The organism is Bradyrhizobium sp. RDM12 (genome assembly GCF_051917485.1).
In the GTDB taxonomy this organism is placed as follows: domain Bacteria; phylum Pseudomonadota; class Alphaproteobacteria; order Rhizobiales; family Xanthobacteraceae; genus Bradyrhizobium.
Map to the genome: position 1 here is coordinate 4,988,818 of NZ_CM133064.1, position 21,561 is coordinate 5,010,378.

At 64.2% G+C, this 21,561-nt stretch carries 21 protein-coding genes and 4 pseudogenes; 11 read left to right on the forward strand and 14 right to left on the reverse strand.

Translation table 11 applies throughout. The features are described from left to right. Positions 1-20 precede the first annotated feature (20 nt). Positions 21-1,874 (reverse strand): potassium transporter Kup, encoded by a 1,854-nt coding sequence (locus ACTGJ9_RS24400; protein ID WP_456678609.1) that lies wholly within the window; start codon positions 1,872-1,874, stop codon positions 21-23. 189 nt (positions 1,875-2,063) lie between these two features. Further along, positions 2,064-2,321 carry a hypothetical protein gene (locus ACTGJ9_RS24405; protein ID WP_456673168.1) on the reverse strand — a complete coding sequence of 86 codons (258 nt, stop codon included), beginning with the start codon at positions 2,319-2,321 and terminating at the stop codon, positions 2,064-2,066. A 259-nt stretch (positions 2,322-2,580) separates the two neighbouring features. On the opposite strand from ACTGJ9_RS24405, the gene coaD reads away from it, so the two are divergent. The 5 genes and pseudogenes from coaD to queA all read left to right on the forward strand — a co-directional run bounded on the left by coaD (position 2,581) and on the right by queA (position 5,776). Beyond that, positions 2,581-3,078 carry a pantetheine-phosphate adenylyltransferase gene (coaD, locus tag ACTGJ9_RS24410; RefSeq protein WP_456673169.1) on the forward strand — a complete coding sequence of 166 codons (498 nt, stop codon included), beginning with the start codon at positions 2,581-2,583 and terminating at the stop codon, positions 3,076-3,078. A gap of 37 nt (positions 3,079-3,115) precedes the next feature. Then, positions 3,116-3,691: a peptidylprolyl isomerase gene (locus ACTGJ9_RS24415; RefSeq protein ID WP_456673170.1), complete on the forward strand. Its 576-nt coding sequence runs from the start codon at positions 3,116-3,118 to the stop codon at positions 3,689-3,691. 8 nt (positions 3,692-3,699) lie between these two features. Next, on the forward strand, positions 3,700-4,125 hold the full coding sequence (locus ACTGJ9_RS24420; RefSeq protein ID WP_456673171.1) for a hypothetical protein: 426 nt from the start codon (positions 3,700-3,702) through the stop codon (positions 4,123-4,125). Further along, complete coding sequence (locus tag ACTGJ9_RS24425) at positions 4,122-4,586, forward strand: peptidylprolyl isomerase (protein WP_045007486.1); 465 nt, start codon at positions 4,122-4,124, stop codon at positions 4,584-4,586. Before ACTGJ9_RS24420 ends, ACTGJ9_RS24425 begins: the two co-directional genes overlap by 4 nt. 117 nt (positions 4,587-4,703) lie before the next feature. Then, a pseudogene (queA, locus tag ACTGJ9_RS24430) lies at positions 4,704-5,776 on the forward strand (tRNA preQ1(34) S-adenosylmethionine ribosyltransferase-isomerase QueA). A 114-nt stretch (positions 5,777-5,890) separates the two neighbouring features. Here the strand turns inward: queA and ACTGJ9_RS24435 are convergent. The 4 genes and pseudogenes from ACTGJ9_RS24435 to ACTGJ9_RS24450 all read right to left on the reverse strand — a co-directional run bounded on the left by ACTGJ9_RS24435 (position 5,891) and on the right by ACTGJ9_RS24450 (position 10,066). After that, a complete protein-coding gene (locus tag ACTGJ9_RS24435) occupies positions 5,891-6,928 on the reverse strand; it encodes an aspartate-semialdehyde dehydrogenase (protein WP_456673172.1) in 1,038 nt (345 codons plus the stop codon). A 217-nt stretch (positions 6,929-7,145) separates the two neighbouring features. Beyond that, complete coding sequence (locus ACTGJ9_RS24440; protein WP_456673173.1) at positions 7,146-7,751, reverse strand: PepSY domain-containing protein; 606 nt, start codon at positions 7,749-7,751, stop codon at positions 7,146-7,148. 267 nt (positions 7,752-8,018) lie between these two features. Beyond that, a complete protein-coding gene (locus ACTGJ9_RS24445) occupies positions 8,019-8,777 on the reverse strand; it encodes a TetR/AcrR family transcriptional regulator (RefSeq protein WP_456678610.1) in 759 nt (252 codons plus the stop codon). A 148-nt stretch (positions 8,778-8,925) separates the two neighbouring features. Then, positions 8,926-10,066, reverse strand: a pseudogene (locus tag ACTGJ9_RS24450) (patatin-like phospholipase family protein). A gap of 229 nt (positions 10,067-10,295) precedes the next feature. Between ACTGJ9_RS24450 and tgt the strand changes: the two are divergent. Then, positions 10,296-11,444, forward strand: a complete 1,149-nt coding sequence (gene tgt / locus ACTGJ9_RS24455; protein ID WP_456673174.1) for a tRNA guanosine(34) transglycosylase Tgt — start codon at positions 10,296-10,298, stop codon at positions 11,442-11,444. A gap of 1 nt (position 11,445) precedes the next feature. Here tgt and ACTGJ9_RS24460 read toward each other — a convergent pair whose 3' ends face one another. Next, on the reverse strand, positions 11,446-11,664 hold the full coding sequence (locus ACTGJ9_RS24460; protein ID WP_456673175.1) for a hypothetical protein: 219 nt from the start codon (positions 11,662-11,664) through the stop codon (positions 11,446-11,448). A gap of 221 nt (positions 11,665-11,885) precedes the next feature. On the opposite strand from ACTGJ9_RS24460, the pseudogene cysK reads away from it, so the two are divergent. After that, positions 11,886-12,857, forward strand: a pseudogene (gene cysK / locus ACTGJ9_RS24465) (cysteine synthase A); the annotation flags it as partial. A gap of 8 nt (positions 12,858-12,865) precedes the next feature. Further along, the gene (locus ACTGJ9_RS24470) at positions 12,866-13,108 is read left to right on the forward strand and encodes a BrnA antitoxin family protein (RefSeq protein WP_456673176.1); all 243 of its coding nucleotides are present in this window, start codon (positions 12,866-12,868) and stop codon (positions 13,106-13,108) included. 74 nt (positions 13,109-13,182) lie between these two features. Here the strand turns inward: ACTGJ9_RS24470 and ACTGJ9_RS24475 are convergent, their stop codons facing one another. Then, positions 13,183-14,607 (reverse strand): caspase family protein, encoded by a 1,425-nt coding sequence (locus ACTGJ9_RS24475; protein ID WP_456673177.1) that lies wholly within the window; start codon positions 14,605-14,607, stop codon positions 13,183-13,185. A gap of 207 nt (positions 14,608-14,814) precedes the next feature. Continuing rightward, complete coding sequence (locus ACTGJ9_RS24480; RefSeq protein ID WP_456673178.1) at positions 14,815-15,690, reverse strand: DMT family transporter; 876 nt, start codon at positions 15,688-15,690, stop codon at positions 14,815-14,817. 146 nt (positions 15,691-15,836) lie between these two features. Between ACTGJ9_RS24480 and ACTGJ9_RS24485 the strand changes: the two genes are divergently transcribed. Next, the gene (locus tag ACTGJ9_RS24485) at positions 15,837-16,235 is read left to right on the forward strand and encodes a RidA family protein (protein ID WP_456673179.1); all 399 of its coding nucleotides are present in this window, start codon (positions 15,837-15,839) and stop codon (positions 16,233-16,235) included. 51 nt (positions 16,236-16,286) lie between these two features. Here ACTGJ9_RS24485 and ACTGJ9_RS24490 read toward each other — a convergent pair whose 3' ends face one another. The 3 genes and pseudogenes from ACTGJ9_RS24490 to ACTGJ9_RS24500 form a co-directional block, all read right to left on the reverse strand. After that, entirely contained in the window at positions 16,287-16,832 is a 546-nt protein-coding gene (locus ACTGJ9_RS24490) for a hypothetical protein (RefSeq protein ID WP_456673180.1), read from the reverse strand. After that, a pseudogene (locus ACTGJ9_RS24495) lies at positions 16,777-17,117 on the reverse strand (hypothetical protein). The gene ACTGJ9_RS24490 and the pseudogene ACTGJ9_RS24495 overlap by 56 nt, the downstream one beginning before the upstream one ends. 182 nt (positions 17,118-17,299) lie before the next feature. Next, complete coding sequence (locus tag ACTGJ9_RS24500; RefSeq protein WP_456673181.1) at positions 17,300-17,887, reverse strand: formyltransferase family protein; 588 nt, start codon at positions 17,885-17,887, stop codon at positions 17,300-17,302. Between the two features lie 188 nt (positions 17,888-18,075). Between ACTGJ9_RS24500 and ACTGJ9_RS24505 the strand changes: the two genes are divergently transcribed. Together ACTGJ9_RS24505 and ACTGJ9_RS24510 are read left to right on the forward strand one after the other, a co-directional pair. Continuing rightward, a complete protein-coding gene (locus ACTGJ9_RS24505; protein WP_456673182.1) occupies positions 18,076-18,360 on the forward strand; it encodes a hypothetical protein in 285 nt (94 codons plus the stop codon). Between the two features lie 214 nt (positions 18,361-18,574). Continuing rightward, the gene (locus ACTGJ9_RS24510; RefSeq protein ID WP_456673183.1) at positions 18,575-18,811 is read left to right on the forward strand and encodes a hypothetical protein; all 237 of its coding nucleotides are present in this window, start codon (positions 18,575-18,577) and stop codon (positions 18,809-18,811) included. Positions 18,812-18,817: 6 nt separating this feature from the next. Here the strand turns inward: ACTGJ9_RS24510 and ACTGJ9_RS24515 are convergent, their stop codons facing one another. Both ACTGJ9_RS24515 and ACTGJ9_RS24520 read right to left on the reverse strand, forming a co-directional pair. Then, positions 18,818-19,120 (reverse strand): hypothetical protein, encoded by a 303-nt coding sequence (locus ACTGJ9_RS24515; protein WP_456673184.1) that lies wholly within the window; start codon positions 19,118-19,120, stop codon positions 18,818-18,820. A gap of 128 nt (positions 19,121-19,248) precedes the next feature. Beyond that, positions 19,249-21,297, reverse strand: coding sequence for an acetoacetate--CoA ligase (locus ACTGJ9_RS24520; protein ID WP_456673185.1), 2,049 nt, complete (start codon positions 21,295-21,297; stop codon positions 19,249-19,251). Between the last annotated feature and the right edge of the window lie 264 nt (positions 21,298-21,561).

Below are 21,561 nucleotides of genomic sequence, written 5' to 3' on the forward strand. Positions count from 1 at the left end.
CTATTTGTCACCAACCATCGCTAAATCTCCAGCTCCGTGCCGAACTCCACGACCTGCTTGGTCGGCACGCCGAAGAACGCGGCGGAGCGTTCGGCGTTGCGCTGGAGGAAGGCGAACAGGCCTTCGCGCCAGACCCACATGCCCGGGATGTCCTCGCTCGGGATGATGGTCTCGCGGCCGACATAATAGGTGATGTCGGAAAGATCGATGCCGGGCAACTTGCCCTGGCGGCACGCGAGCGTCAGGCCCTCGTAGATCGTCGGGTTCTGCATGAAGCCGTAATGCAGGACCACGCGGGTGATGCCCGGAATGATCTCGATCACCTCGCAGCGGTCCTGGTCTGCGATGTGAGGCAACTCCTCGATCTGCACGGTGACGAGGACGATGCGTTCGTGCAGCACATGGTTATGCTTGACGAATTGCGTCAGCGCCAGCGGCACGCCGTTCGGCGCTGATGCCAGGAATACGGCGGTGCCGGGCAGGCGTGCGCGGCATTTGTTGACTGCAGTCTCGATCAGGTCCTCTTCGGGCTGGCGCAGCTTTCCGCGCGCCGCCTCGACCAGCTTCACGCCGGCGCGCCAGGTCAGCATCAGGAAGGCAACGAGGGCGGCGAGCAGCAGCGGAAACCAGCCACCCTCGAACAGCTTGATCGAGTTGGCGGCGAAGAAGATCACGTCGATCACGAAGAAGAAGCCGTTCACCGGGACCACGATCCAGGGCGAATAACCCCACTGGATCGCGACCAGGGCGGCAAGCAGCGTGGTGATGGCCATCAGCAGCGAGACCGCGATACCGTAAGCGCCGGCCAGCGCGTCCGATGTGCCGAAGCTGACCACCGCGCCGAGAGTTGCGGCGGCCAGCAGCCAGTTCACCAGCGGCACGTAGATCTGGCCGATGGCGGCGCTGGTGGTGTGGCGGATCTGCATGCGCGGCAAGAAGCCGAGCTGGATCGACTGCTGGGTCAGCGAGAACACGCCGGAGATGATCGCCTGCGAGGCGATCACGGTCGCCACGGCCGAGAACGCGACCAGCGCGTAATGCAGCACGTCGGGGCAGAGCTGGAAGAATGGATTCTCGATCATGCCGGGATCGGTGATCAGGAGCGCGGCCTGGCCGAAATAATTCAGCACCAGCGCCGGCAGGCAGATCGCGAACCATGCAAGCCGGATCGGCAGGCGCTCGAAATGCCCCATGTCGGCATACATGGCTTCACCGCCGGTCACCGCGAGGAAGGCCGCGCCGAGGATCGCGAAGGAGACATGGAAGTCCTGGTGGATCAGGAAGTCGAAGGCGTAGAGCGGGCTCAGCGCCGCCAGCACCGCCGGCGCCTTGACGATGCCGTGGATGCCGAGCGCGGCCAGCACGAAGAACCAGGCCAGCATCACCGGTCCGAAGATGCGGCCGATGAAGCCGGTGCCCTGCCTCTGCATCATGAACAGGCCGACCAGGATGACGATGGTGATGGGCACGACCGCCGGCGCGAGCGACGGGGCGTCGACCTTGAGGCCCTCGATGGCTGACAGCACCGAGATCGCCGGCGTGATCGCGCCATCGCCATAGAGGAGCGCCGCGCCAACCAGGCCGACCACCAGGAGATGGGCGCGCCAGGTGCCTGGCCGGGCGTGACGGGCATGCAGCAGCGCCAGCAGCGCGACGATGCCGCCTTCGCCGCGGTTATCCGCGCGCAGGATCAGCAGTGCATATTTCAGCGAGATGATCAGCAGCAGTGCCCACAGGATCAGCGAGGCAACGCCCAGGACAGCCTCGGGAGTCACTGTGCCGCCATGCGCGGCCGCCTTGGCGGCTTCCTTCAGGGCGTAGAGGGGGCTGGTGCCGATATCGCCGTAGACCACCCCGAGGGCGCCCATGGTCATGGCAATCGGCAGCGGGTCAGGATGATGGCCGGAAGCGACTGCGGGCGTACTGGACAAATGCGACCCCTCAATGGGACCGCGCCCGTCGGGCCATTCCGAGGGGCGCGAGCGTCACACAGTCTGCGACGAGACGCCGCAAATATCCATGGTGTTTATCGCGAGGTTTATGACGCCGAGCTGACAGTCCGCCTACGGCGTGCGATCTGCCGTCACCAGGCGAGCGACGCGAACGTCAGCCTTGGTGCCGGCGCGGCGCAGGCAGGACGCCTCGAAATTCGGCCAGGCCTGCTGCGAGCAGTCCCTGCCGATGGTCTTGATGTCGAGCCGATCGCTCTTGGCAAGCGGCTGCAGGACGCTCGCTTCAACGCTGGGAGCAAAACCGGGCAGGAGGGTGAGGGCTGTAGCAATACACGCAGCAATAACGATCGCTGAAAGAGCCTTGATCATGTGACGGTCCCCTGTGATGCGGCCGCTACGCCCAGTGTGCGGCCCGTCATTCGTTGGCTGGATTAGTAACCATGACCAGTTTCCGGACGTCTTCGCCGACGCCGGAAATGGTTTCGTTGGTGCGCCGTTGTGTTTCGTGGACACCCCGAGGACGAAACAATCCGGGGCTTTCCGACAGGGACTGGCGGAAAAATCGGCAGGAAACAGACAAGGAACCTGTCCGGCTTGCCGGGCCGGGCGGAGCGCGGTAGGACGTGCCATGCCGCGCATTGCCTTCTATCCGGGTTCCTTCGATCCCATCACCAACGGCCATCTGGACGTAGTCCGGAACAGTGCCCCGCTGTGCGATCGCCTGGTGGTCGCGATCGGGGTCCATCCCGGCAAGAAGCCGCTATTCTCGACCGAGGAGCGGCTCAAGATGCTCCACGAAGTCTGCGGGCCGATCGCGGCCCAGGCCGGCTGCACCCTTGAGGCCGTGACCTACGACGATCTCGCAGTCACCGCGGCGCGCAAATTTGGCGCGACCATCACGATTCGGGGGCTGCGCGACGGCACCGATCTCGACTACGAGATGCAGCTCGCCGGCATGAACGGCACCATGGCGCCCGACGTGCAAACCGTCTTCCTGCCGGCCTCCCCGGTGGTCCGCCCGATTACCGGCACATTGGTGCGCCAGATCGCCGCCATGGGCGGAGACATCTCGGCCTTCGTACCGCCGCTCGTTGCATCCCAGCTCAAGGCAAAATTCGCCGGATAACGGCGCGCTTTTTCACCTCACCTGATCCGGAGTTTCCATGATCCGCCGTCTCGCAATTCTTGCCACGATGTTCGTCGCGCTGATGGGCGCAGTCCCGGCGGTAGCGCAGCAGCTGCCGGCCAATCTCGACAAGGCCAATGCGCTCGTCATCGACACCACCAAGGGCCGCATCGTCATCAAGCTCAGGACCGACCTTGCTCCGCAGCACGCCGAGCGCCTCAAGCAGCTCGCGCGCGAGGGCTTCTACAACAACGTGCCGTTTCACCGCGTGATGGATGGCTTCATGGCCCAGACCGGCGATGGCCAGAACGGCAACGGCACCGGCGGCTCGAAATATCCGAACCTGAAACAGGAATTCTCCAAGGTTCATTTCGCCCGCGGCATCGTCGGCATGGCCCGGCGCGGCGACAGCGTCGATACCGCCAATTCGCAGTTTTTTATCATGTTCGCCGACGGCGGCAGCCTCGATAACCAGTACACCGTGGTCGGCGAGGTCGTGCAGGGCATGGATGTGGTCGACAAGCTGAAGAAGGCGCCGGCCGGCTCGCCGAGCGGCACCGTCACCGATCCCGACAAGATGGTGAAGGTGCAGGTCGCCTCCGACATCAAATAGGAGAGGCGATGGGGCGCGGCGGCGAAAAGCTCATCGTAGCTGCCGCAGCGCTGCTGTTCGGCATCTCCAGTGCGGTCGCAGAGGACGCACCGGTCAACACCATCCAGGACATCTTCCAGCACCTGCGGACCTGCTGGAAGCCACCACCGCCCAGCAAGGCTCGCCCTATCGACATCACCGTCGTCGTGAGCTTTAACCGGGCCGGAAACATTCTGGGCCATCCGAGGATTACCTATGAATCCGCGGAGGCCTTCGACAGTGACCGGCTGCAATACCGGATCGCGGTGATGGAGGCGTTGCAACGTTGCACGCCGATGCCATTTACCGATGCAATGGCCGGCGCCGCCGCCGGGCGTCCATTCGCGATCCAGTTCCGTAACCGCAAATCTTCACCTGACAAGGCTTCACCCCCAACGCAAGAGAGACGAGCATGAGCGCCACCGAAAACACATTGATCCTCGAGACCACGCAGGGACCCGTCACCATCGAGATGCGGCCCGATCTGGCGCCCGGCCATGTCGCGCGCATCAAGGAGCTGGTCCGCGAAGGCTTCTACGACGGCATCGTGTTCCATCGCGTGATCGACGGCTTCATGGCGCAGACCGGCTGCCCCCATGGCACCGGCACCGGCGGCTCGGGCCAGAAGCTGAAGGCCGAGTTCAACAAGGAGCCGCATGTGCGCGGCGTGACCTCGATGGCCCGTGCGGCGAGCCCCGATTCCGCCGACAGCCAGTTCTTCATCGTTTTCGACGACGCCCGCTTCCTCGACAACCAGTACACGGTGTGGGGCAAGGTCACCGAGGGCATGGAGAACGTCGACAAGATCAAGCGCGGCGAGCCGGTGCAGAACCCCGACAAGATCGTCAAGGCGCGGATGGCGGCTGACGCGGAGTAACGGTTGCCGCTGTCATGCTCCGCGAAGGCGGGGCATCCAGTAACCGCCGGCTCGGGTTACGACAAAGATCGTGAGTACTGGATCGCCCGCCTTCGCGGGCGATGACAGGTTCTGGAAATGCGCACCGACTTGTTCGACTTCGACCTGCCGCCCGAGCGCATCGCGTTGCGCCCGGCGAGCCCGCGCGACTCCGCCAGGATGCTCGTCGTGGCGAACGGCGCACTGCGCGACCACACCATCTCCGACCTGCCGCAATGGCTGAAGCGGGGCGACCAGCTCGTCGTCAACGATACCAAGGTGATCTCGGCACAATTGAGGGGCCGCCGCATCGGCCGCGACACCGAGCCGAAGATCGAGGCGACGTTGATCAAGCGCCTCGACGGCTCGCGCTGGCAGGCGCTGGTGAAGCCTGCGAAGAAGCTCACGGTCGGCGACCGCATCCGCTTCGGCAACGAAGGCAAGGTCTGCCTGCTCGGCCATCTCGATGCCGAGGTCGAGGCCAAGGAACGGAAGGCGAAGTGACGCTGTCATTCTCGTTCCACGGGCCGGTGCTCGATCAGGCCATCGCCGATCTCGGCAGCCCGCCGCTGCCGCCCTACATCGCTTCGAAACGTACGCCTGACGATCAGGACCTCGCCGACTACCAGACCATGTTCGCGGCCAACGAAGGCGCGGTCGCCGCGCCCACCGCGGGCCTGCATTTCACGCCGGCGCTGGAGCGGGCGCTCGGTGCGCGCGGCGTCGGCATCAACCGCGTTACGCTGCATGTGGGGGCAGGGACCTTCCTGCCGGTCAAGGTCGACGACACCGACGGCCACAAGATGCACGCGGAGTGGGGCGCGATCTCCGCGGAAACGGCGGAGCGGCTCAACACCGCGCGAAAAAGCGGCGGCCGCATCATCGCGGTTGGCACCACGTCATTGCGGCTGCTTGAAAGCGCAGCCACCGAGGATGGCACCATCCAGCCGTTTGCGGCCGAGACCTCGATCTTCATCACCCCCGGCTATCGCTTCCGCGCGGTCGATGTGCTGATGACCAACTTCCACCTGCCGAAGTCGACGCTCTTCATGCTGGTGTCGGCTTTCGCCGGCCTGGATACGATGAAGCAGGCCTATGCGCACGCGATCGCGGGCGGCTACCGGTTCTATTCGTATGGGGATGCGTGCTTGTTGTTTCGGGCGTGCGACTAACACCGGCGATGTAGTAGGGTGGGCAAAGCGAAGCGTGCCCACCATCTTTCTTGAATGCGCGGTAAGAGTGGTGGGCACGGCGCTTGCGCGCCTTTGCCCACCCTACGATTCCGGTTACGCCATCACCCGCTGCGGCAACAGCTCTGCGATCTGCACGGCATTCAGCGCGGCGCCCTTGAGCAGCTGATCCGCCGCCACGAACATCGAGATCGAATGCCCTGAGGGATCGCTGAGATCCTTGCGGATGCGGCCGACCAGGACCTCGTCCTGGCCCGAGGCGTCGATCGGCATCGGAAAGTAGTTCTTCACGCGATCGTCGACGACCTTCACGCCCGGGGCCTGCGCCATGATGGCGCGAACCTGGTCCTCGGTGATCGGCTTCTCGCATTCGAAGGTGATGGCCTCGCAATGGGCGCGCAACACGGGCACGCGGACGCATGTCACGCCAATGGCGATCTTCTCGTCCTCAAAAATCTTGCGGGTTTCCTTGATGACCTTGGTTTCTTCGTCGTTGTAGCCGGTCTCGGGGTCGACGGCGGTGTTGTGATTGAACAGGTTGAAGGCGTAGGGGTGCGGCATCACCCTGGGCGTATAGACCTGCCCGTTGAGATTGGCGCGGGTGGACTCGACGAGTTCGTCCATCGCGGCAGCGCCGGCGCCGGAGGCTGCCTGATAGGTCGAGATGATCACGCGCTTGATACGGTTGTTCTGATGGATCGGCCAGAGCGGTACCAGTGCGGTGATCGCCGCGCAGTTCGGGTTGGCGATGATGCCCTTGTGGTCGCGGATGCGGTTACCGTTGACCTCGGGGATCACCAGCGGCACGTTCGGGTCCATCCGGAAGGCGGAGGAGTTGTCGACGACGACGGCGCCGGCCTTGACCGCGATGGGCGCGAACGTCCTGGAGATGCCGCTGCCCGCGGAGAACAGCGCGATGTCGACGCCATCGAAGGCGCGCTCGGTCAGCTCCTCGATGACGACATCCTTGCCGCGGAACGACACCGTCTTGCCGGCCGAGCGGGCGCTGGCGAGCGCCTTGAGCTTGCCGACGCGAAAGCCGCGCTTGTCCATGGTGGCGATGAATTCGGCGCCCACCGCACCGGTGACGCCGACAATCGCGACGACGGGATCGTTACTCACTGTGTCCTCCATTGAGATCGATTTAGACAACAAAAAAGCCCCGGACCATCATGGGCGGGGCTTCGGTGGAGCAGATGCGTTTTAGTCGACGACTACGCGCGCACGCCTCCCCGGGCCCCGAAGGCCGTGGTGGTTTTGGTCGCGCGTTTGGTGGTCGTGAACATGGCGGCGACTTATGCGGGAGAGTCTTGCGTCCGTCAATGGCGTCTGGGCGGGATTGTGGCCTGCGCTATTTGCCCCGGACGCCCGGCGGCTCGAGGATGACCTCCTTGAGGTCGTCACCGCTGATGACGACGATCGCGAAATTCAGCCGGCCGCGGTCGCGGACCAGCCCGCCACTGATAGCCTTGCCGGACGCCGCCTGCTCGGCGACGCGCACCGCATCCGCCAGGCGGTGCCTGATGGTGCCGAGCGCCGCGAGATTGCTGCGATCCTCGTGGTCCAGCTCGGCCAGGGGCAGGGCGGCTTCGCCGCCCACGAGCTCGCCGGTCGCGGCGTTGACGGTGTGCCGCCAGATCCGGTCGTTGAGCAGGGTCTTGACCCGGTACACCGGTACGCCCGAGCCGCCGTCGAAGCTGACATCCGCGGTCGTGGCCCCGGCATGACGGGCTTCCGCGATCGCCATGGCCTGGCTGATCGAGATCGACGAGCCGCGGAAGCGTTCGATCTCGCGGCTGACGGCCTGGCGGTCCGCTGCGGCGTCCCCATCTGTCTCGTCGTGGAGGGCGGTGGGTGTGCTGCCCACCGAGACGACTGCGCTGGCGGGCGCTGCGACGAGCAGCCCCGATAGCGCGATCGCCAGTAACCCGTACACCCGTCGTCTCGTCGCACTCATGGTCAGATCCTCGGGCGGCAAGCCTTGAGCCAGCAAGTGTGCCGGATAATCGTAAAGAAGTCGCGGCCGACCACGGGCAATGGCCGGCCGCTGATAGCCGCAACGGGCTGTACCCGTCGTGGCGATCTAAGCGCTCCGGTCCTCTTTTGGGGCTGGTGAAAAAAGTGGCCCGTCACGCTCGATAAACAAAACCATACCGTATCGTTTTTTTCGGTCAACGAAGAGACCCGCGTCCCCAGGGGACACATCGCAAGTTTCACGGAAATGTCAGCGGGAACGGCGACGCCGTTGGGGCGCTTTGGTCATGTCTTTGGACGTGCTTTGCACGCGGCCGGCAGGTCCGAGCGCACCGGCCAGAAACAGTTTGATCGCCGCGCGCATCCGCTTCTCTGCGGCCTTGAACTCCATCGGCGTGCCGAATGTCGCCATGCGGTGGGTGTGGCCGACGACGACGTCGAGAAACACTTCGGCCGCGATCGTGGTGTCGTCGACATCGAGCGCGCCTTGCGCCACCAGATGGTCGAAGAAGCGCGTGGTCGTCGCCACGGCCTTCAGCCAGCCTTCTTCCTTGCCGAGCTTGGCGACGTCGGGGAAGTTGATCGCCTGTGACGTCATCATGCGGCTGAACGCCATGGCGTCGGGGCCGCAGGTGAAATTGAGCATTTCGCGCCCGATCTCCACCAGGCGCTGCTCGACCGAAATATCGGACGAGCTGCCGAGCTGCGTCTCGGCCGCGGCCGACAGCGGCGCAAGCCAGCGCGCGATTTCGCGCCTCAGCACCGCGGTGAACAGCCCGCGCTTGTCGCCGTAACGGGAATAGACGGTCGGCTTGCTGACGCGAGCCGCTTCCGCCACCGCGTCGAGCGAGGTCGCATCAAATCCGCGATCGAGGAACAGGCGGGTGGCAACCTCGATCAGCCGCTGGTCGCGCTCGATCGCAGCGCTCTTGGTCGGCCGACCGCCGCGCGATTTCGAGGCCTCGCGGTGTGGTGCAGCCGTTCTTGTCCTGGTCGCAGCCAATCCCATGCCCAATGATATGCCCAATGATTCCTGCGCGATCGTGCCAGTGCTCATTGTTCTATAACGCGCAGCGACCGGGCCGTCATCGCGAATCTGGCCGAATTGGCCGTAGCGTCGACAGTCTCGCTGCGAACGCCGTTCCGCGACGCGGACGTCACGGCATCCGCGAGGTCCAGGCCTGCCCGCCCGCCGCTTTCTCGTATCCGTATTGGTAGAGCGCCCGCATATAGCCGGTGTCGAAGCCTTCGGACGGGGGCGCCGGATAATCGCGGTCGATATAGGAGAGATGGAAGCCGAGGTGGTTGCGCTGGGCGAAATCATAGGTCGAGAAGATGATCGAGCGCGTCTGGGATTGCGTGATCGAGGACAGGCTGCGTGAGGCGACATCGATCGTGCTGTTGGCGACGAGTTCGAAATTGCGCTCGATCTTCTTGTTGACGAGGATGTAGATGTCCATCTTCGCTTTATCAGGCAGGCGCCCCTGGAACAGGAGGGCCTCCGGCAAGGTCAGCACCGGCGCCGTGACGCCGCCATCGACGTGCATCTCCTGAAATTTGCGGCCCTCGCCTTCGGCCTCGATCAGGATCGGCGGAAACACCAGGGGGATGCTCGCGGACGCCGCCATCACGTCGCGGAACAGCTTGAGCGCCTCGGGCGTGCCGACCGCGGCGATCTTGCCCATGTCCCAGATCGCGGTGCGCTGGGTATCGAGATCGGTGGTGACCACCAGCAGCCGTCGTCCCCTGGCGTTCTCGCGGGCGACCTGTGCCATGATTTCCGGCCCGACATAGCGCGCGACCAGCTCGCGCAGCCGTGTATTGCCGAACAGGCCGGAGCCGAACAGCACGCGCATGATGCTGGGATCGTTCAGCAGGCTTTCGGCGATGCCGCTGGTATAGAGCTCTCGAAGCGTGTCGTCATATTGCGGTCCGAGGAAGGCAAAGGGCGCGATGAGGCCGCCGGTGCTCACGCCCGAGACGACAGAGAATGTCGGGCGGTTACGCGCTGCGGTCCAGCCGTTCAGTACGCCGACGCCATAGGCTCCATCGGCACCGCCGCCCGACAGCGCAAGATAGGTTCTGCTTCCGGTCGCCTTGTCCTGCTCGAAGCTGAATTTCGTGATGGGCTCGTCGGCGTAGCGCCGCAGGCCGTCGCGAAACATTCGCATCGGCCGCCGTATACGGTGTGCGCGGCAGCGAGGTGCAGGCGGCGAGTGCCAGGCTGCACGCGAGTGCCAGCGACCCGCTCAGGCGGGGGCCTGTCCGCTTGGTCCAGCCAACGGGGAGGCTGGACATCTCAGTCGAACAATTGGGAAGGGGCATCGGTCGGTGGGCTGACGATCACGCATTTGCGGCCGCAGGGAATTTGCCGCGGCAACTCGTCCAACCCGCGCTATTAAACTATACTGTATCGTTTTGTCTATCAAGCGTGACCGGTATCACGTCCGCGTCAGTGGTGTTCCACTCTGGGGCATCGCGGTCGGGCGGGTTGATCGGCATGTCCCGACACGCAATAAGCACCGCCATGAGTCTCCCCGATACTGGTCTACCCAATCATTTCGAACTGCTCGCCACCGATGGCTCGGCGCGCACCGGCCGCCTGACCACGCCCCATGGCGTGGTGCGCACCCCGGCCTTCATGCCGGTCGGCACGGCCGGCGCCATGAAGGGCATGCATTGGCGCGAGGTACGCGATGCCGGCGCCGACATCGTGCTCGGCAACACCTATCATCTGATGCTGCGTCCGGGCGCGGAGCGCATCAACGCGCTGGGTGGCCTGCAGAGATTTACCGGCTGGAACGGGCCGATGCTCACGGATTCCGGCGGTTTCCAGGTGATGTCGCTGTCGGACCTACGCAAGATCAGCGAGCACGCCGTCACCTTCCGCTCGCATATCGACGGGGCCAAGATCGAGCTGTCGCCGGAGCGCTCGATCGAAGTGCAGCGCCTGCTCGGCTCCGACATCGCGATGCAGATGGATGAATGCGTGCGCCTGCCGGCGGAGCGCGCCGATATCGAGCGCGCGATGCTTCTGTCGCTGCGCTGGGCCGAGCGAAGCAAGCGGGCCTTCGAGAGTGCACCCGACGGCTACATGCTGTTCGGTATCGTCCAGGGCGGCGACATCCCTCAACTGCGCCATGCCAGCGCGCAGGGCCTCGTCGAGATCGGCTTCCACGGCTATGCGATCGGCGGCCTTGCCGTCGGCGAACCGCAGGAGGTGATGCTGGCGATGATCGACGAGACTGCGCCGGCGCTGCCGAGCGACCGGCCGCGTTATCTCATGGGCGTCGGCACGCCCGATGACATTCTCGAGGCGGTGAAGCGCGGCGTCGACATGTTCGATTGCGTGATGCCGACGCGCAATGGTCGCCACGGCGTGGCCTTCACGCGCTTCGGCCAGGTCAATCTGCGCAACGCGCGTCACGCCGACGATCCGCGTCCGCTCGACGAAGAGAGCTCATGGCCCTCGGCGCGCAATTGCGCGCGCGCCTATCTGCACCATCTCGTCAAGGCCGGCGAGACGCTGGGGGCGATGCTGCTGTCCGAAATCAATATCGCTTACTACCAGTCCGTGATGCAGGGCATCAGGGACGCGATCGCACATGGAACATTTGAGGAGTTCTATCGGCGTACGCGCGAGGACTGGGCGAGGGGCGACATCGCCCCGCGCTAGATCAATTGCACACGAGCCGCTGTTTGACAGCATGCTTGGTGACGAAGCCGTAGCCGCAGGTGTCGCAGGTCCAGAGATAGCTGATCACGTGGTCCGAGATATAGGCCGAAGCCTCTGCGGCGACCATGGAGTCGGCGCAGACGGGACAAGTGGGCAACTCGCTGCAACGCGGATCGCGCCTTGGCGCTATGGTCGACAACACTTCAGCGACTGCTGACATCGTGGTGACCTCTCTGCTTCCAGACCTAATTCTAACATAAGCAGAATCAGTTGACGAGGTCGCAACACAAATGCGTTGCTTTTCTGATAATTAAAGCTCACGCGATTTTGCAATGCAGCGTATTTAACGCGTGCAGCATTGTCGCTTGCGTGTCGTCGCAGGCCGTTTCTAACTTTGCAAAAGCTGCGATGAAGCACAATCGTTGCCACAGGGAGTTCATCATGGACGCATCGTCCAATGCGGGTGCAGCGCACCAACCCGGCCGCGGCCGGATCTACTCTTCGATCGTCGAGGCTTTTGGCGACACGCCGATCGTGCGCCTGCGTCGGCTGCCGGGGTTGCACGGCGTCAACGCGACCATTCTGGCAAAGCTTGAATATTTCAGTCCGGCTGCGAGCGTGAAGGACCGCATCGGCGCGGCCATGATCATCGCCATGGAAAAGGCGGGCATCATCAAGCCCGACACGGTGCTGATCGAGCCGACTTCCGGCAATACCGGCATCGCGCTCGCCTTTGTCGCTGCATCACGCGGTTACCGGTTGAAGCTGGTGATGCCGGAATCGATGTCGATCGAGCGGCGCAAGATGCTCGCCTTCCTCGGTGCCGAGCTGGTGCTGACGCCGGCCGCACAAGGCATGAAAGGCGCGATCGCGGCGGCCGAAGAACTTCTGAAGACGACGCCGAACTCGGTCATGCCGCAGCAGTTCAAGAACCTCGCCAATCCCGAGGTGCATCGCCGCACCACCGCGGAGGAGATCTGGAACGACACCGCCGGCAACCTCGATTTCTTCGTCGCCGGCGTCGGCACCGGCGGCACCATCACCGGTGTCGGTCAGGTCCTGAAGCCGCGCAAAGCGTCGTTGCGCGTGGTTGCGGTCGAGCCCGAGGAGAGTCCGGTGCTGTCAGGCGGCCAGCATACGCCGCACAAGATCCAGGGCATCGGCGCGGGCTTCGTGCCCGACATTCTCGACAGCTCCGTGATCGACGAGATCGTGAAGATCAACTCGACCGTGGCGATTGAGACCTCGCGGGCGCTGGCCCGGCATGAGGGCATTGCGGGCGGCATCTCCTCGGGCGCCGCGATCGCTGCAGCGCTTGAGATCGGCAAGCGGCCGGGAGCTGCGGGAAAAACCATCCTGGCTATAGTGCCGTCCTTCTCCGAGCGGTATCTTTCGACGGCTCTGTTTGAAGGATCTGAGAGATGGCGGATCAACCACCGAGGCGGCCGCGCACGCTTGGCGATGCGCGGTCGGAGGCCGAGGCGGCGTTCAAGAAGGTGACGGCGAAGGTCGCCGCGGCGGCGCGGAAGCAGAACGTGGCGCCGGGGATCAAGGAGCAGGTCAGCCTGCGCATTGATCAGGACGTGCTGGAGTTCTTCCAGGCGGGCGGCCCCGGCTGGCAGGACCGCATCAACGAGGCGCTGCGCAAGGCTGCGGGGAAGTAGCTTCCTCCCTGCGAGGACGTCCGACGAAAAAGCCCGGCGCGAACCGGGCCTTCGTGTCTGCGATCAGGTTCGCCTCAGCGGCGGAACATGCCGCCCACCATGCCGCCGACCACACCGCCCATGAAGGCCGCGCCGGCATCGCCGCCACCGCCCTGGCGGGGTGCGGGAGCGCTCTGGGCGGGCGCAGCGCGCCGGGCCGGCTTCGGGCTGTTGTCGCTTGCGGTCGTCGTCGAGGCGACGATCTCCGCGAGCAGCGCCTTGTGCTGGAGCTTGTTGAGGAAGCCCGTCGACGGATAGCCGCGGGCGGCCTGCCAGCGCTTGAGCACCGTGCGGGTCTCGTCGTTGAATGCGCCGGTCACCTTGGTGTCGAAGCCGAGGCCGTTGAGGCGGCGCTGCACGTCGCGGCGCTGGCCCTTGTCGAGGCCGATCTGGTCCTCGGTGAGCTGGCTGGCGTCATCTGTGAAGGTCGCGGGATCGACCCCGGCATTCAGGTTGCGGGTTGTGGAGGACGGACCGTTCTGGATCGCCGCGAGCCGCGCCAGCGCCAGCGCCTTGAACTGGCCGTTCGGATAGGTCGAGAGGTAGGCGTTGAGCTCTTCCGGCTTGTTGGTTTCTTTTACCGAGCGCCAGTACTCGAGCTCGACACCATCGGAGCTGCTGCTGGCCGTCGCCGTCGGCGTGTTGCTCGAGGCGGCGGTCGGTGCGGCGTTGGCGACTTGCTGGGTCTGCTGCGCCGGGTTGAGATAGACGGCGCCGATCAAATTGGTGTGGCCCCAGGGCAGCTGGCCCTTGTGGGTCTCTTCATTGACCTGGGCGCGCACCGAGGTCATCGCCTGCTGGATCTCGACGCCGGGCTTGGTGATGTTGTCGATCAGCGCGCGGGTGAACGGGCTGTTGTTGCCCTCCTGGCCATCGAGCGCGGTCTGGCCCGGGCCGGTGGCGAACGCGATCAGCGTGCCTTCGCCGGACTTCATTTCAGCGAGGCCGCTCTGCACGTTGACGCTGCGGGTCGCCGAGTTCGATTTGATCTTGGCGGCGAACGGATTGTCGCGGCAGGCGTCGAGGAACACCAGCTTGACCTTGGCATCGCCCATGGTCTGGTCGAGCGTCAGGTCTATGTTGATAGCAGCCCCCAACTTGACGTCCATCTCCGACTTGATGTCGGCATCGACGGGCAGGAGATAGTTGCTGCCGCCGACGGCGATGCCGTGACCGGCATAATAGAACACTGCGACATCGGAGCCCTGTGCCTTGCGGCCGAAGTCGAGCAGCTTCTCCGTCATCTGGTCGCGGGTGAGGTTGGATCCCTCGATCACTTCGAAACCGACATTGCGCAGCGTCGATGCCATCGCCTTGGCGTCGATCGGCGGGTTCGGCAATTGCGCGACGTTCTTGTAGGCGCCGTTGCCGACGACGAAAGCGACGCGGCGGTCGGCCTTGGCGGCGCTGACCGACAGCGCCACGCACATCAGCGAAACGATGATGGTGAGAGTGCGCATCTGAAATCCCCAACAGAATCGAATGACAGGCAGCAACAAATTGAGCTCGATCTATACGAAGCGCCCGGCTTCGCGCCAGCAAAACGGCATTCCTCCGATTTACCCAACCCGCTGCTGTGATCGAATGTGCACGATGGAATACCTCTCCAACCTGATCCAAATCGCGCTCGACCACGCTGATTTTGTCGCGTCAAACGGTGCGCCGGTTCACTGCGCGCGGGCGGGAATCGGGGCGGCCGGCTTCAAATTCAGCAGGTTGCCGCACAGGATCAGGGCCGCGCCGAGCACGGTCCAGGTGTCGAGCCGCTCGGAATAAAGCAGCCAGCCGGCGGTCGCGGTGAGCGGAACCCGCAGGAAGTCCATGGGAACGACGATGGTCGCGTCCGCATAGCGCAACGCGCTGGCGAGGCAGTAGTGCGAAAAAGTGCCGCAGACCCCGATCACGAAGAGCCAACCCCAGAGGCTGGCTGACGGCCAGGTCCAGACATACAGGGTCGGCAGCAGTCCCACGACCATCTGCACAATGATCATCCAGAACAGGATGGACAGGGCGCTCTCGGTCCAGGTCAGGGATTTTGCGAGGATCATGGAGATGCTGAAGCCGATCGCGGCGCCGAGCGCGATCAACTGGCCCGGATTGATCTCGCCCGTCGCGGGCCGCACGATCATGACGACGCCGACCACGCCGAGCGCGACGGCGGCGATCTTCCAAATCGTCATGCGCTCAGACAGGAACGTCGCGGCCAACAGCGCGGTCCAGATCGGCATCGTGAATTCGATCGCAACGACCTGGCCGATCCCGATCAGCGTCAAAGCGTAGAACCAGCCAAGCTGCGCGAAATAATGCACCCCGTTGCGTGCCAGGTGCTGGGGCAAACGTTTGGTCGCGACCGCCTTGAAGCCGCCGGAGCGGTAGATGATCGGCAGCAGCAGCGTGAATCCGATCAGCGAGCGCACTTCCATGATCTGGAAGACGTTCAAATCGCGCGTGGTTTCGCGCCCGGCCACTGCCATGACCAGCATCAGGGACAGCCAGCCGGCCATCCACAGCGCGGCCATCGTTTTTGACGGTGTCGGTGTCATCAGGGGCGCGGGAGATCGAATTCGAGGGAGGGCCGGTATCCGCGACATCGCCGCTGTTTGCAACGGCCAAATCTGCCGGTGCGGCCATGCATGGTGACGTGCTAAGCCAAGCGCAGATCAACAAGAAAATCGGGAGAGCTCCACTCATGCGCATCTTGCAGCCGGCCGAATGGAAGAAACCGCGCGGCTTTTCGCATGGCGTGGTGGCGGAGGGCCCGGGCCGCTGGGTCGTGCTGGCCGGGCAGACCGGTGGCGACGAGACGGGCAATTATGATTCCGACATGGCCGCCCAGGTTGCGACTGCGCTGAAGCGGATCACCAAGCTTCTCGCGGAGGCCGGCGCCGGCCCCGAGCATATCGTGCGCCTGACCTGGTATCTGACCAGCCGCAGCGAATACGAGGCCGCAGGCGCCGGCATAGGTGCCGCCTGGAAGGAGACGCTCGGGCGCAATTTCCCGCCCTCGACGCTGCTCTATATCGGTGGTCTCGTGGACGATCGCGCCAAGGTCGAGATCGAGGTGACGGCGTTCGTGCCGAACGCATAAAAAAGATCCGGCGCCGGGCACCGGATCTTTTGTCCTCAAGCGAGGCGCGCGTTAGCGCGACATCGAGATGTTGGCGCCGCGGAACTGGCTGTCCGCGCGGATCGTGACGGTCTGCTTGCTGCCGCTCGTCTTCAGCGCGATGTTGGCGTTGAAGCCGGCGGCCGCGGCGACCACCTCGAAGTTCCCGCCGCCGCCACGGCCCTGCAAGGAGCCGCTGATGTTGCGGCTGGCCTCGCTCCAGCTGCCGGTGATGGCACTGCCTTCGGCCCTGACGTTGGCTGCGAGGTTGAACTTGTAGGCGTCGCTGGCGCAGGTCAGCGACATCTCCATCGTCGGCCCGATCGGCGCGTATTTGGCCCGGCAGCGGATCCGCTCGGTCGAGCCGTCATCGAGGACGACGGTGCCGCCGCCGCTCCAGGCTCCCGCCATCGGGGCAAACGGACCGGACTGGGCCCTGCTTTCAGAATTGGCGATAGATGCCACAAACAACACGGCGGCCGCCATGAGCAGCCGCCGGTTTAGGACGCTGATCCCGAATTGCTTATTGGCGCGATGCTTCCCACCGCCCGCTGCACGGTATGCCTGCAGATGCTCCATTCCACTTTCCCGATCCGGCGTTGCCGCTGAGTTGACCGTTAGCATATGCACCATTGATCGAAACTTTCACAAGTCCCCACTGCCGATGGTGCCGGAAACGTTAGCGCCGGGAGCGCTGATCTTGCCATCGGCAACCGTCAGCATGGAGCTTGCGGTCGGCTCGCAGGAGCCGGTCTTGGTCACGATGGTGACCTGCCAGTTGCCGTCAAACGGGGTCTGGGCAGCCGCGGGGGCGGCGGTAATAACTGAAGCGGCACAGAACGCCGCAATGCGACCAAAACGCATGAATTCCGTCCTCGAATTTGTCTGATATGCTGACCCTTATTCGGATTAAATGTGACGGAAGTTTGGTGCGACGCAAAGTCGAAAATTGTTCCTGTGGAAACAATGGTTTATTTGTGTTTCCGGCTCCAATTTTCGAAGCAGAATCAATGCGGCTTCACGTTAATCGTTAACGTCGGAGCGACTCACGAAAGACTTGGCGCCGACGTCGCGAACTGCTCGTCCTGTGGCTTGGCCGGCAGGGCCTTGTGGACCTTGGCATAATCGATCACGTCGGCCAGTAGCTTGAGGCCGAGCGGGGCCAGCGCACGCTCCCAGAGTTCGCGGGCGGTCTCGCCCTTTTTGACGAAGCACCAGTCCTGGGCGGCGATCGCGCCGGCGTCCATGCGGTCGGCGAGGTGATAAATCGTGCCGCCCGCGATCGGATCGCCTTCCTTGATGGTCCATTCCACCGCCGCCTTGCCGCGATGACGAGGCAGCAGCGACGGGTGATAGCCGATCCCGCCGAGCTTCGCCGCAGCCAGCGCGTCCTTGCCGATCCGGGCGTGGCTGTGGGCGGTGATGATCAAGTCGGTGTCGGGCGCGATCTCGGAGGCCACCACCAGCTTGGGACCGGCCTGCACCACCACCTCGATGCCGGCGGCCTTGGCGGTCGCGGCGAGGCGGTCATCCGCGTCGGCCACCACAACCCGCACGATCCCGACGCCGTGCTCGCGAAGCATGTTCAGAGTGGTCACGCCGAAATGGCGGGAGCCGACGAGGGTAATGCGCATGGGTGTCTGATCCGTCTCGCAGCTGCGTCATCCCCCGATAACACGTCAGGCCGCCCTGTCACCACCCGCGCGGCGTTTGCTCCGGTTATCAACAATGCGAAGGGCGTGGGGAGGATGAACTCGGCGATTGCGCCGTTGGCCGTTCCGGTGCTTCCATGGGCGGGTTGCGACCTGGCCGGAGCGAGCACATGCGGTGCGCGTGGTTTGTCCTTCTCGTTGTCATGATTGCGGCCGCTCCGGCCCATGCCGGCGGACCTTACCCGGCAATTCCGCCCGAGAACGGGGTGGCACCCTTCATCGGCCCGTCCTGGGATGCCTATCGCTGTGCTGAAGGGACGATCTACAATTTCTACCATGACGCCTATTACGGCGAGGAGCCGCCGGCGCTCTATCGCGGCTATGCCTACAGGCCGTACTACCGCTACAGCGCCTATCGCAAATGGCCGCGCAAATATTTCTGCGTCATGGACTAAACGTTGTCGCCGGGGCTAGCCACATTCCATCCCGGATTCCTTTTCGAGCGCGGCTTTTTCATTGTTGCCATCACGAAATCATCAAACGGTAACGCGTTCTCAACCTGCCTGTCGTATCGACGAATCCGTCGCGGATTTGTATTGCGTACCGCGACACCAAGAATGTCCCGCCGGCGTCAGTGCGCCGCGCGGCATTTTTGCCGGGACCGATTTCATGCCGAACGCCATTGAGCAGATCGTGGACGCCTATGTGCGGCTGAAGAACCGCCGCGGCCTCGACGAGCTGATGATGCACAGGCAGCGGCTTGCGGTCGATCTGAAGAGCAGGTCAGGCAGGTTCGATTTCAGCCTGCCGATCGGCAAGATCGACGAGGAGATCGCGATCATCGAGGCCGGACTGGCCAGGCTCGCGGCGGATGTGTCCGAGCTTGGAACGACGCGGTCCCGCTAACAATGCTCAGTCGCGCCGGCCGCCATCGATCACAGTGAACAGCGGCCGCGCCGGGGTCGGTTCGACCAGCAATTCCTCCACCAGCGCCGCTGCCGCATCGACATATTTGCGCGTCGGCTTGTCGAGCTCGCGTTTCGCCTCGTCGTCGAGCGCGATCTTGGCGGCTTCGACCAGCTTGCGCATCCGCACGGCGTGGTCGTCACCCGCGGTCAGCGTCGCACGCGCCAGCGAGCGCAGCACGAACAGCTCGCCTTCGAGGCGGAGCAGGCGGTCGTTGAGCCTGGAGAGGACGGAGTTGAGGTCGGCCATGGCTGCGGTTCGTTTGCAGGGATCCCTGACCCGTCTAGCGATGATGGGTGAACGGAGTGCAAATGCCGAAGGTGCAATTGGGCCGATCTGTCGCGTCCCTGATCCTCAATTTCGGCGCCGGCTGAGGTTTACGCAGCGGTTCGCGCCAGATAGTCGCGGGCGAAGGCGAGGTACCAGTCGAGGCAGGCCGGGTTGGCCATCGCTTCCTTGTTGATGACCTTTTCGACGGGCTGGCCTAGCAAGAGCTTCTTGATCGGCAGCTCCTGCTTCTTGCCCGAGAGCGTCCGCGGGATCTCGGCGACCGCAAAAATCTCATTCGGCAGGAAGCGGCGTGACAGGCCGGCCTCGATCGCCTTGTTGATCTTCGCCTGCATCGCGCCGTCGAAGGCGACGCCGTCGCGCAGCACCACGAACAGCGGCATGTAGCTGTCGCGGCCGAGATACTCGAGGTCCACGACAAGGCTATCGAGCACCTCCGGCAGTGCTTCGATCGCGGAATAGAGTTCGCTGGTGCCCATGCGCAGGCCGTGCCGGTTGATTGTCGCATCGCTGCGGCCATAGATCACGCATGAGCCGTCGGGATTGACCTTGAGCCAGTCGCCGTGCCGCCACACCGGCCCGTGGCCGCTGCCGTCGAAATTGTCCGGGTAGGTCTCAAAATAGCTCGCGAGATAGCGCGCGTTGCCCCGGTCGTTCCAGAAATAGAGCGGCATCGACGGCATCGGCTCGGTGCAGACGAGCTCGCCGACCTCGTCGATCACGGCGCGGCCCTGTTCGCTGAAGGCTTCCACCGCTGCTCCCAGCAAGCGGCACTGCATCGCGCCCGGCGTCTGCGGCAATTCGCGATTGCCGCCGATGAAGGCGCCGGCGAAATCGGTGCCGCCGGAGATGTTTGCCCACCAGATGTCGGCCTGTGCCGCACTGCCGTTGGTTTTCGACAGCGCCGCGAAACGATCGTTGAAGCAGGCTTGGGTGTCGGCGCTGAGCGGCGAGCCGGTCGAGCCGAGACAGCGCAGTCGCGACAGATCGCCGGCTGCGGTGAGATCGATCTCGGCCTTGGCACAATTGGCAAAGAATGCAGCGCCCGCGCCGAAGAAGGTGGCTTTCGATTGCGCCACGAAGCGCCACGACGTGGTCCAGTCCGGCTTGTCCTTTGTGCCGCCGGGGCTGCCGTCGAAGATGCAGCAGGTGGTGCCGCCGAGCAGGCCGCCGACCTGCGAATTCCACATGATCCAGCCGGTCGAAGAGTACCAGTGATAGCGCTCACCGAACGAGTTCTGGTGATAGGAGCAGCCGATGTCGTTGTGCAACCCCAGCAGCGCCAGCACCACGATGACGATGCCGCCATGGCCGTGCACGATCGGCTTCGGCAGGCCGGTGGTGCCGCTGGAATAGACGATCCAGAGCGGATGATCGAACGGCAGCCACATCGGCTCGAACGCGTCGATCGCTGCACCCATCCTTGCGGTGATATCGGAGAGCAGGGCGTCGGGTGCGGCCGGAGCTGTGGCGTCGCTGTGCAGGATGACATGCTCGACGCTCGGCAGCGATCGCCGCAGCTCGGCGACGACGTCCTTGCGGTCATGCCGGCGCCCGGCATAGATCACGGCATCGCAGGCGATCAGCACCTTTGGCTCGATCTGCTTGAAGCGGTCGATCACGGCGGGCGCGGCCATATCGGGCGCGCAGACGCTCCAGACCGCGCCGATGCTGGCGCTGGCGAGAAACGCGATGATGGTCTCGGCGATATTGGGCAGATAGGCCGCGATGCGGTCGCCGGGCTTGATCCCCTTGTCTTTCAGATGCAGCGCGAGCGCGGACGCCTTGTGCTTGAGCTCCTTCCAACTGGTCTCGCGGAGCTTGCCGTCTTCGCCGCCGCTGACGATCGCGGGCAGGCCGGCGGCATGCGCGGCGTCGACATGCCGGAATACCTGCCGCGCATAGTTCACCTGCGCGCCGGGAAACCAGACCGCGCCCGGCATCTTGCGCTCGGTGATGACGGCCGCAAACGGAGTCGGCGATTGCAGATCGTAATAGTCCCAGATGCTGCGCCAGAACGCATCGAGATCGCGCACAGACCATTGCCGCATCTCCTCGTAATTCGCGAAGCTGAGGCCGCGCTGCGCGGCGAGCCAGTTGCGGTAGAGGGCGATCTGGGGAACGAAGGGTGCTGTCATTGGGTATCGGCTTTGGTGGCGGGGAAGGGTCTATCCCGTGTCGCCGCTGAGCAGAAGCCGCGGTTTTCGCAGATCGCATTGACCGTAAGTTGGGCCTGCGTACGTCGCTAGGGCCGTGAGGCACCGCTGATTCAACGAGCTCGTCATTGCGAGCGCAGCGAAGCAATCCAGAATCCCTCCGCGGTAGCAGTCTGGACTGCTTCGCTGCGCTCGCAATGACGGAGCAAGGGGCACCATGGCTATGCTCTAAATCGCATCTCGACT